Origin of the sequence: Streptomyces sp. NPDC005784 (assembly GCF_042871525.1) — a bacterium.
Taxonomy (GTDB): domain Bacteria; phylum Actinomycetota; class Actinomycetes; order Streptomycetales; family Streptomycetaceae; genus Streptomyces.
Genome location: NZ_JBIAIQ010000064.1, coordinates 1 through 11,481 on the forward strand (window position 1 = coordinate 1; position 11,481 = coordinate 11,481).

Consider the following 11,481-nt stretch of genomic DNA (forward strand, 5'->3'; position numbering starts at 1 on the left):
GCCTCGACCACGTCCACCTCGGACACCGACAGGCCGGCGTTCGCCAACGCCTGCCGGATCACCCGCTGTTGCGACGGACCGTTCGGCGCCGTCAGGCCGTTCGACGCACCGTCCTGATTGACCGCCGAACCCCGCACCACCGCCAGCACCGGGTGCCCATTGCGCTCCGCGTCCGACAGCCGCTCGACCAGGAGGACGCCCGCGCCCTCCGACCAGCCGGTGCCGTCCGCGTCAGCCGAGAAGGCCTTGCAGCGACCGTCGGCCGCCAGCCCGCGCTGTCGGCTGAACTCCACGAACGGCGCGGGGGTCGCCATCACCGTCACACCGCCTGCGAGGGCCAGTTCGCACTCGCCGTTGCGCAGCGCCTGTACCGCCAGGTGCAGTGCCACCAGCGACGAGGAGCACGCCGTGTCGACCGTGACGGCGGGCCCCTCCAGACCGAAGGCGTACGAGAGCCGACCGGAGATCACGCTCGCGGCGTTGCCCGTGCCGAGGAAGCCCTCGACGCCCTCGGGCAGCACCGTGAGGCGCGAGGCGTAGTCGTGGTACATGACGCCGGCGAAGACACCGGTGCGGCTGCCGCGCAGCGACGTCGGCTCGATGCCGGCCCGCTCGAACGCCTCCCACGAGGTCTCCAGCAAGAGCCGCTGCTGCGGGTCCATGGCAAGGGCCTCGCGAGGCGAGATCCCGAAGAACGCGGGGTCGAAATGGCCCGCGTCGCGCACGAACCCGCCCTCGCGGGCGTAGCTGGTGCCCTGGTGATCGGGGTCGGCGTCGTACAGCGCCTCGATGTCCCAGCCGCGGTCCTCCGGGAAGCCGGAGACGGCGTCCCGGCCCTCCACGACGAGCCGCCACAGGTCGTCCGGGGTCTCCACGCCACCGGGATAGCGACAGCCGAGACCGACGATGGCGATGGGCTCGTCGTCCCGGAGGACGGTGGCCGCGGGGACGTTCAACACCGGTGCGGCACCCACGAGTTCGCCATGCAGGTACGAGGCGAGGTTCGTCGCGGTCGGGTGGTCGAAGATCAGCGTGGCGGGCAGCCGCAACCCGGTCGCCGAGGCGAGCAGGTTGCGCAGCTCGACAGCGGTCAGCGAGTCGAAGCCCAGCTCGCGGAAGGACAGGTCCGTCGCCACCGCCTCCGGCCCGGCATACCCGAGCACCGTGGCGACCTGGCTGCGCACGCTCTCCAGCACGTACTCGGTCTGCTCCTCGGCCGTCATCCGGCCCAGGCGTCCGGCCAGGGCGTTACCGCTGTCCGCGGCCTGCGTGGCGCGGCGCACGGTGGTCCTGACCAGGCCGCTGAGCAGCGGCGGAACCGGGTGGGTGCGCAGCGCGGCGAGGTCGAGTTTCACCGGGACCAGCAGGGCCTGCTCGGAAGCCGTCGCGGTGTCGAAGAGCTCCAGACCCTCGGCCGCCTCCAGGGGCAGTACGCCGCCCCGGCCCAGGCGCGAGGCATCCTTGTCGTCGAGCGCGTCGGCCATGCCGGAGGCCTCGGCCCACAGGCCCCAGGCCAGCGACGTCGCCGCCAGACCCCGCGCCCTGCGGTGCTGGGCCAGAGCGTCCAGGAACACATTGCCCGCCGCATAGTTGGCCTGCCCCGCACCACCGAACACACCGGCGGCCGAGGAGAAGACCACGAACAGGTCCAGGTTCTCGGTCAGTTCGTGCAGGTGCCAGGCCGCATCCACCTTCGGACGCAGCACCTTCGACACCCGCTCGGCGGTCAACGAACCGATCACGCCGTCATCCAGCACACCCGCTGTGTGGACAACACCCGTAACGGGGTGCTCGGCGAGCAGCGCCGCCAGCGCCGCACGGTCGGCCACATCACACGCAGCCCACACGACCTCCGCACCCAACTCCGCCAGCTCAGACGTCAGTTCAGCCGCACCAGGAGCATCCCCACCCCGACGCGAGACCAACAACAGCCTCCGCACACCACGTTCGGACACCAAATGCCGCGCGAACAGGCCACCCAGCGCACCACTCGCACCCGTCACCAGGACCGTGCCCGCCGACGTCACGGGCTCCGCGTCGGCAACGATCGCCCGAGTCAGACGCGGCACCAGCAGCGCGCCCTCACGCACCGCGACCTCAGGCTCGCCCGACGCGAGGGCCACGAGGGCGGGGTCGGGCAGCCCGGGGCCGTCGACGTCCAACAGGGCGAACCGACCCGGGTTCTCGGTAGCGGCGGAACGGACGAGGCCGCGCACCGCCGCACCGGCGAGGTCGGCCACGGGGTCGCCGGTGCGGGCGGCAGCGGCGCCGCGCGTGACGAACACCAGGCGCGCGGCGGCGAATTTCTCATCGGCCAGCCACTCCTGGGCCAGCGCGAGCGCGGCGGCGACCCGTCCGTGCACGGCGTCGGGCAGCCCGGCGCCGTCCGTGACCGCGTCGGCGTCCAGTTCAACGTCGACGACCACCAACTCCGGTACCTCGCCTGTTGCGATGGCAGCCAGGTCGGCGTAGCGAGGGGCGTGGACATCCGGGAACCCGGCCCCCAGTACGGCACAGCTCGGAGCCGACGCCGAACGGTCGGCCGGGACCTCGGTCCAGTCGATCGCGTACAGCGAATCCTGCCGACCACCGCGCGCGGCACCGATCTGCTCGGCGGAAATGGCGCGCAGCACCAGCGAGTCGACGGAAGCGACGGGTTCACCAGTGGTGTCGGCGAGCTCCAGCGACACCGCGTCGCGACCGGCCGGGGCCAGCCGCACCCGTACCGCCGAGGCGCCCGTCGCGTGCAGCCGCACGCCGCTCCAGGCGAACGGCAGTCGGGCGCCCTGCTCTTCGCTGCCGGACGGGGCGTCGCCCAGGGCGAGGGTGTGCAGGGCCGAGTCGAGCAGTGCCGGGTGCAGCCCGAAAGCGTCCGCGTCCGTCACCGCCTCAGTGGGCAGGGTCAGCTCGGCGAACAGCTCGTCGCCACGCCGCCAAGCCGCGCGCAGCCCCTGGAACAGTGGCCCGTACGCGAGTCCCGCCGCGTCCAGCACGTCGTACGCGGCCTCCGTCGGCACTGGGTTCGCACCTGACGGCGGCCAGGCGCCCAGGTCCGTGCCGGCGGGCCGTACCTCGTCCGTGAGCAGGCCCTCGGCATGCCGCAGCCACGGCTCGTCCTTGAGGTCGAGGTCGGGCCGGGAGAACACGGCGACCGGCCGCCGACCGGACCCGTCGGGCGGCCCGACGGTCAACTGCACCTGTACGGAGCCCTGTTCGGGCAGCACCAGAGGCGCCTGGAGGGTCAACTCGTCCAGCCCTGGGCATCCGACGCGCTCGCCGGCGTGCAGAGCGAGCTCGACCAGCGCCGTGCCGGGGAGCAGCACGGCACCCATGACCGCGTGGTCGCGCAGCCAGGGGTGGGTGCGCAGGGAGAGCCTGCCTGTGAACACGCTGCCGTCGGCGTCCGCGAGCGCGACCACCGCGCCCAGCAGCGGGTGCCCGGCCGGCGCCAGGCCCAGCCCGGACGCGTCGCCGGGCAGCACGGCACCAACCTCGGGCCAGTAGCGCTTGCGCTGGAAGGCGTACGTCGGGAGGTCGACCCGGCGCGCGCCCGTGCCGGCGAAGTACGCGGCCCAGTCGACGCGCGTGCCGTTGACGTGCGCGAGGGCGAGCGCGGTGACGACGGTCTCGGCCTCGTCGCGCCCGCCGCGCAGGGCGGGGACGAAGACAGCGGCGTCGGCGTTCCCGTCGGTCACGCAGTCCTGGGCCATGGCGGACAGGACGCCGTCGGGACCGAGCTCGACGAACGTGGTCACGCCCGCCGCCTCCAGTGCCCGCACACCGTCGTGGAAACGGACCGCCTCGCGGACATGACGCACCCAGAACTCGGGCTGCGTCAACTGCTTCGAAGCGAGAGCACCGCTCACATTCGAGATCACCGATAGCTTCGGCAGCTCGTACGTCAGGGACTCGGCCACGGCGCGGAACTCGTCGAGCATGCCGTCCATGTGCGGCGAGTGGAAGGCGTGGCTCACGGTGAGGCGCTTGGACTTGCGGTCGCCGAACGATCCGGCGATCCTCTCGGCCTCGTCCGCGTCACCTGCGATGACCACAGACCGCGGCCCGTTGATCGCGGCGATACTCACGCGCTCGCCGAGCAGCGGAGCAACCTCCGCCTCGGTGGCCTGAAGGGCGATCATCACCCCGCCCTCGGGAAGGGCCTGCATCAACCGACCACGCGCCGACACCAGCTTGCAGGCGTCGCCCAGAGACAGCACCCCGGCGACATGCGCGGCAGCGATCTCACCGACCGAGTGCCCGGCAACGAAGTCCGGCTTCACACCCCACGACTCGAACAGCCGGAACAACGCCACCTCGACCGCGAACAACCCCGGCTGCGCGAACTCCGTACGATTCAGCAACTCCGCATCGTCCCCGAACAGCACGCCCTTCAGCGGCAGTTCGAGGTCCATCCGGCTCGCCACCGCGTCCAACGCCGCCGCGAAAACCGGGTACGCCGCGTACAACTCACGCCCCATCCCCAGCCGCTGACTCCCCTGACCCGTAAACAGGAACGCCGTGCGGCCGCTCTTGGTGGCCGTGCCCCGGAGGAGTTCGGGGACCGGGCGGCCGTCGGTGAGGGCGTCGAGGCGGGCGAGCACGGTGGCAGCCGTGTCGTTCGCGCCGGCCAGGACCACGGCCCGGTGGTCGAAGGCGGCGCGGCCCGTGGCCAGCGATTGGGCCAGGTCGGTGAGCGCGATGTCCGGGTGGGACGCGAGGTGGTCGCGCAGGGCGCGCGCCTGGGCGGCCAGGGCTTCGGCGCCCCGTCCGGAGAGGCGCAGCGGGAGTACGGCCGGGGCGGCGCGGCGCTCGCCCGGCTCGGCCTGTGCTTCCTCCGGGGCCTGCTCGATGATGGTGTGGGCGTTGGTGCCGCTGATGCCGAAGGAGGAGACACCAGCTCGGCGCGGTCGGCCGGTCTCGGGCCAGGCCACGGGCTCGGTCAGCAGCGACACAGCGCCCTCGGTCCACTCGACGTGCGACGAGGGCCGCTCGGCGTGCAGCGTCCTGGGCAGGGTGCCGTGGCGCATCGCCATGACCATCTTGATGATGCCCGCGACACCGGCGGCGGCCTGGGTGTGACCGAGGTTGGACTTGATGGAGCCCAGCCAGAGCGGCTGGTCGGCGGTGTGCTCGCGGCCGTACGTGGCGAGCAGCGCCTGCGCCTCGATCGGGTCGCCCAGCGTGGTGCCGGTGCCGTGCGCCTCGACCGCGTCGACCTCGGACGCTGAGAGCCCCGCGCTCGCCAACGCGGCCCGGACGACCCGCTGTTGGGACGGACCATTGGGCGCGGTCAGACCGTTGGAGGCGCCGTCCTGGTTGATCGCCGAACCGCGCACCACCGCGAGGACGGGGTGGCCGTTGCGGCGGGCGTCGGACAGCCGCTCCACCAGGAGCATGCCCGCACCCTCGCCCCAGCCGGTGCCGTCGGCGTCCGCGGAGAAGGCGCGGCAGCGGCCGTCGGGCGACAGGCCGCGCTGCCGGCTGAAGCCGACGAACGTGCCCGGCGTGGCCATGACGGTCACGCCGCCGGCCAGCGCCATGTCGCACTCACCGTTGCGCAGCGCGTGCACGGCCATGTGCAGCGCGATCAGCGAGGAGGAGCAGGCCGTGTCGATGGTGACGGCCGGACCCTCCAGACCGAAGGTGTAGGAGACGCGGCCGGAGGCGATGCTGCCGGTACTGCCCGAGCCGAGGGTGCCGTCGGCACCGTCCGCGGAGCCCTCCACCACGGTCGCGTAGTCGTGGTACATCACGCCGGCGAAGACGCCGGTGCGGCTGCCGCGCACGCTGGCCGGGTCGATGCCCGCCCGTTCGAACGCCTCCCAGGTGGTTTCCAGCAGCAACCGCTGCTGCGGGTCCGTGCCGACGGCGTCGCGCGGCGAGATGCCGAAGAACGTCGGGTCGAAGGCGGCGGCGTCGTGCAGGAAGCCGCCGTGCCGGGTGTACGAGGTGCCGGGGTGGTCCGGGTCGGGGTCGTACAGCGCCTCGACGTCCCAGCCTCGGTCGGTGGGGAAGCCGGAGACGGCGTCCACGCCACCGTCCAGGAGCTGCCACAGCTCCTCGGGGGTGGTGACACCGCCAGGGAAACGGCAGCTCATCGCCACGATGGCGATGGGGTCGTCGGAGACGGCCGCGGACGCGGGCGCTCCGGTCGCCGACCGGGCTGCGGCTCCTGCGAGTTCACCGGCCAGGTGACGGGCGAGCACCAGGGAGGACGGGTGGTCGAAGACGAGCGTGGTAGGCAGTCGGCGGCCCACGGCGGCACCGAGTCGGTTGCGCAGCTCGACGGCGGTGAGGGAGTCGAAGCCCAGCTCACTGAAGGCGTGCTCGGGGTCGACGGCGTCCGGAGAGGCGTGGCCGAGTACATCGGCGACGTGCCGCAGCACCACCTCCAGCAGCACGCGTTCGCGTTCGCCGACGTCGAGGCCTGTGAGCCGCTGCTCCAACGCGGACAGGTCCGTCGCGCTGCCGGCGGAGGCGGTGCGCCGCACCGAGGTGCGGACCAACGACCGCATGAGAGGCACGACTTCGGTGCCCGTCGGCGGAACGGTGAACCGCATGGGCACGAGCAGGCCCGGGGCCAGGCCGGCCGCGCCGAGGGTGTCCGCGAGGTCGAGCAGGGCGAGGCCCTCTGCGGCGGTGAGGCCGTGGACACCGGCGCGCCGCATCCGGTCGCGGGCGGTGTCGTCGAGCGCGCCGGCCATGCCGTCGGCGTCCTCCCACAGGCCCCAGGCCAGTGAGAGGCCGGGCAGACCGGCCGCACGCCGGTACTGGGCAAGGGCGTCGAGGAAGCTGTTGGCGGCGGCATAGTTGCCCTGTCCGGGGGCGCCGAACACACCGGCGGCCGAGGAGAACAGTACGAACGCCGAAAGCTCGCGGTCGCGGGTCAACTCGTGCAGGTTCAGGGCGGCTTCGGCCTTGGGCCGCAGCACGGTGTCCAGTTGCTCGGGGTTGAGCGATTCGAGGACGCCGTCGTCCAGGACACCGGCGGCGTGCACCACACCGGTCAGCGGGTGCGCCTCGGACACGGAGGCGAGCACCGCGGCCAGCGCGTCCCGGTCGGCGGCGTCGCACGCGGCCCAGATCACGGAGGCGCCGAACTCCTGCAGTTCAGCAGTCAGTTCGGCCGCACCTGGTGCCTGCTCTCCCCTGCGGCTGAGCAGCAGCAGGTGGCGTACCCCCCGCTCGGCCACCAGGTGACGGGCGACGAGCCGGCCGAGCGTACCGGTGGCTCCGGTGACCAGCACCGTGCCGTTCGCGTCGTACGTCGGCGCCTCGGCGGGCTCACCCGCGGGTACACGGGCCAGTCGGGGCGCGAGCACGACGCCGTCGCGCAGGGCCAGTTGGTGCTCGTCGCCGACGAGCGCTGGACCGAGCAGGTCGAGCGAGGGCGCAGCGGCGTCCACGAGGAGAAGGCGGCCCGGGTGCTCGGACTGCGCTGAGCGCACCAGGCCGTGGACGGCGGCGTGCACGGGGTCGGTCACCGTGTCGTCGTCGCGCGCGGCGACCGCGCCCTGGGTGAGCAGGACCAGCCGGGTGCGGTCGAGCCGCTCCTCGGCGAGCCACCGCTGGAGCAGGGCCAGCGTGCGGTGCGCGGCCGAACGTACGGCCTCGGGGGTGAGGGCGGGCGCCTGCGGGTACGGCACGAGGACCGCGTCCGGGGCGGTCCCGCCCTCGTCCAACGCCGCCACCAGGGCGGCGAGATCGGCGTACCGCGCCACCTGCTCCACGGCCACCGCGAGGTCCGCGCAAGGGGCGGCCTCTGCCACCGCGAGGTCCGCGTCACGTTCGCCCATCGCCGTCGCGAGGTCCCCGAGCACGGCCCACCGCACCGCGGACTCTCCGGCCGGCAGCGTCACCGGGGCCCAGTCCACCCGGAACATCGAGTCGTGCCCGCGCCCGGTGGCGAGGTCGGCCGCCGAAACGGCCCGCAGCGTGACCGAGTCGATGTCGGCGACGGGCCGACCGGCGCCGTCGGCCAGGGCGAACGACACCGCGTCTGTGCCGACCCGGGCGAGCCGTACGCGCAGCACGGATGCGCCCACGGCATGCAGGGACACTCCGCTCCACACGAACGGCAGCCGGCCGCGGCCGGTGTCCTCTACGAGCCCGCCGACGCCGATAGCGTGCAGCGCGGCGTCCAGCAGCGCGGGGTGGATTCCGAACTGCGCATGCTCGGCGCCCTGTTCGGCCTCAGTGCCCACCTCGACGTACACGGCGTCGTCGGTGCGCCAGGCGGCACGCACACCCCGGAAGGCGGGCCCGTACTCAAGACCGGCCTCGGCGAGCCCGGCGTACAGGTCCTCGACGGGCAGCGGTACGGAACCGATGGGCGGCCACTCGGCGAGAGAGGTGGTCGGTTCGGGGGCGCCGGTGGCGAGGACGCCGTCGGCGTGCCGGGTCCACGGTTCGAGGGGGTCGGCGCCCTCGGGGCGGGAGTGCACGCCGAGAATGCGTCGACCGGTCGCGTCGGGGGCGCCGACCCACAACTGGAGCTGCACGCCGCCCTGTTCGGACAGCACGAGCGGGGCTTGCAGGGCGAGCTCCTCCAGCAGGTCGCAGCCGACCTGGTCGCCGGCGCGGATCGCCAGCTCGACGAAGGCGGCGCCGGGCAGCACGACCGAGCCGTGCACGGCGTGGTCGGCAAGCCAGGGATGGGTGTCCAGGCCCAGCCGGCCGGTGCAGAGGAAGCCGTTGGTGTCGGCGAGCGCGACGGCCGCGCCGAGCAGCGGGTGCCCGGCGGAGCCGAGCCCCGCCGCCGTGACGTCACCCGCGGGCCGCCCGGCGTCCAGCCAGTAGCGCTCACGCTGGAAGGCGTACGTGGGCAGGTCCACGCGCCGGGCACCGGAACCGGCGTAAAACGCGGCCCAGTCCACGGTCACGCCCCGCACGTGCAGGCGGGCCAGGGCGCCGGTCAGCGCCTCGGTCTCGGGGCGGTCCTTGCGCAGCAGCGGCACGACGACGGCGGCGGGGGTGTCGGCGAGGCACTCCTCGGCGAGCGCCGACAGGACGCCGTCGGGGCCCAGTTCCACGAAGTGCGTGACGTTGCGGGAGGCGAGGGTGCGGATGCCGTCGGCGAAACGGACGGCCTCGCGGACGTGACGGACCCAGAACTCGGGCTGCGTCAACTGCTCCGAAGCGAGAGCACCGCTCACATTCGAGACCAGTGGTATCCGGGGGCTCGCGTAGGTGATGCTCTCCGTGACCTCGCTGAAGGCGTCGAGCATGCCGTCCATGTGCGGCGAGTGGAACGCGTGACTGACGGTCAGCCGCTTGGACCTGCGGTCGCCGAACGATCCGGCGATCCTCTCCGCCTCGTCCGCGTCGCCCGCGATGACCACCGACCGGGGCCCGTTGATCGCGGCGATGCTCACCCGCTCGTTCAGAAGTGGCGTGACCTCCGCCTCGGTCGCCTGGAGAGCGATCATCACGCCGCCCTCCGGCAGCGCCTGCATCAGCCGACCACGGGCTGCCACCAGCCGGCACGCGTCCTCCAGCGAGAACACCCCGGCCACATGCGCCGCAGCGATCTCACCGATCGAGTGACCGGACACGAAGTCCGGCCGCACACCCCACGACTCGAACAGCCGGAACAACGCCACCTCGACCGCGAACAACGCAGGCTGCGCGAACTCCGTACGGTTCAACAACTCTGCGTCGTCCCCGAACAGCACCTCCATCAGAGGCAGTTCGAGCTCCATCCGGCTCGCCACCGCGTCCAACGCCGCCGCGAACACCGGATAGGCGGCATACAACTCACGCCCCATACCCAGCCGCTGACTCCCCTGCCCCGTAAACAGGAAGGCGAGCTTGCCGGCGACCGGGCGGCCCCGGACGACGCCGGGGACAATCCGCTCGACGTCGACGTCGAGGTCGGCCAGGGCCGCGAGCGCGGCGGTGAGCCCGTCGCGGTCGGGGGCGGTGAGCACCGCCCGGTGCTCGAAGTCGGTGCGCCCGTTGGCGAGCGTGTGGGCGACGTCGAAGGTGCCGAGGTCGGGGTGGTCGGCCAGGTGGGCGTGGAGGCGGGCGGCCTGGGCGCGCAGCGCGGCCGGGGTACGCCCGGAGAGCTTCCACAACGCGGCCCCGGGCGCGGGCGCGGCGGCCCCGTCCGCGGCGGCCTCCGCGGTCCGCTCGGGATCGGCGGCCTCCGCGGTCCGCTCGGGCTCGGGGGCCTGTTCCAGGACGGTGTGCGCGTTGGTGCCGCTGATGCCGAAGGAGGAGACGGCGGCGCGGCGGGGGCGGCCGGTCTCGGGCCAGGCGCGCCGCTCGGTGAGGAGCTCGACGGCGCCCTCGGTCCAGTCGACATCGGGCGTGGGCTCGTCCGCGTGCAGGGTGCGGGGCAGGACGCCGTGGCGCATGGCCATGACCATCTTGATGATGCCCGCGACACCGGCGGCGGCCTGGGTGTGACCGAGGTTGGACTTGACGGAGCCCAGCCAGAGCGGCTGGTCGGCGGTGTGCTCGCGGCCGTACGTGGCGAGCAGCGCCTGCGCCTCGATCGGGTCGCCCAGCGTGGTGCCGGTGCCGTGCGCCTCGACCGCGTCGATGTGCGCGGCCGGCAGGCGGGCCTCGCCGAGGGCCTGACGGATGACGCGCTGCTGGGACGGGCCGTTGGGGGCCGTGAGGCCGCTGCTGGCGCCGTCCTGGTTGACGGCGGAGCCGCGGATCAGGGCGAGCACGGGGTGACCGTTGCGGCGGGCCTCGGACAGCCGCTCCAGTACGAGCATGCCCGCGCCCTCGCCCCAGCCGGTGCCGTCGGCGGAGGCGGCGAAGGACTTGCAGCGGCCGTCGCCGGCCAGGCCCCGCTGCCGGCTGAACTCCGTGAAGGTACCGGGCGTCGACATCACGGTGACACCGCCGGCGAGGGCGAGCGTGCACTCGCCCTTGCGCAGCGCCTGGGCGGCGAGATGCAGCGCGACCAGCGAGGAGGAGCAGGCGGTGTCGACCGTGACGGCCGGGCCCTCGAGGCCGAGGGTGTAGGCGATACGGCCTGAGGCGATGCTGCCGGAGCTGCCGTTGCCGAGGAAGGGCTCGACGTCCTCGGCGACACTGAACAGCCGGGCGGCGTAGTCGTGGTACATCAGCCCGGCGAAGACGCCGGTGCGGCTGCCGCGCAGTGCGGTCGGGTCGATGCCGGCGCGCTCGAACGCCTCCCAGGAGATCTCCAGCAGGAGCCGCTGCTGCGGGTCCATGGCGAGAGCCTCGCGCGGCGAGATCCCGAAGAAGGCGGGGTCGAAGTCGGCGGCGTCGTGCAGGAAGCCGCCGACCTTCTCGTACGCGTCGATGCCCGACTCGGGGTCGGGGTCGAACAGGACGTCACCCGGCCAGCCCCGGTCGGTGGGGTACGGGGTGGCCGCGGGGGCACCCCCCCCCCCCCGCACCCCCAGCCCGGGGGGGGGGGGGGCGCCCCCCGGGCGGGGGCCCCCCCCCCCGACGACCCCGATGGGGTACTGCTCGCGCCCCACCACCAAACCCCGCCCG

At 73.5% G+C, this 11,481-nt stretch carries 1 protein-coding gene; it reads right to left on the reverse strand.

Annotation, left to right across the window (positions count from 1 at the left end; translation table 11 throughout):
- Positions 1–11,381: SDR family NAD(P)-dependent oxidoreductase (locus tag ACFYR3_RS43095; RefSeq protein WP_389287767.1), on the reverse strand; the 11,381-nt coding region annotated here is incomplete at its 3' end.
- Positions 11,382–11,481 lie beyond the last annotated feature (100 nt).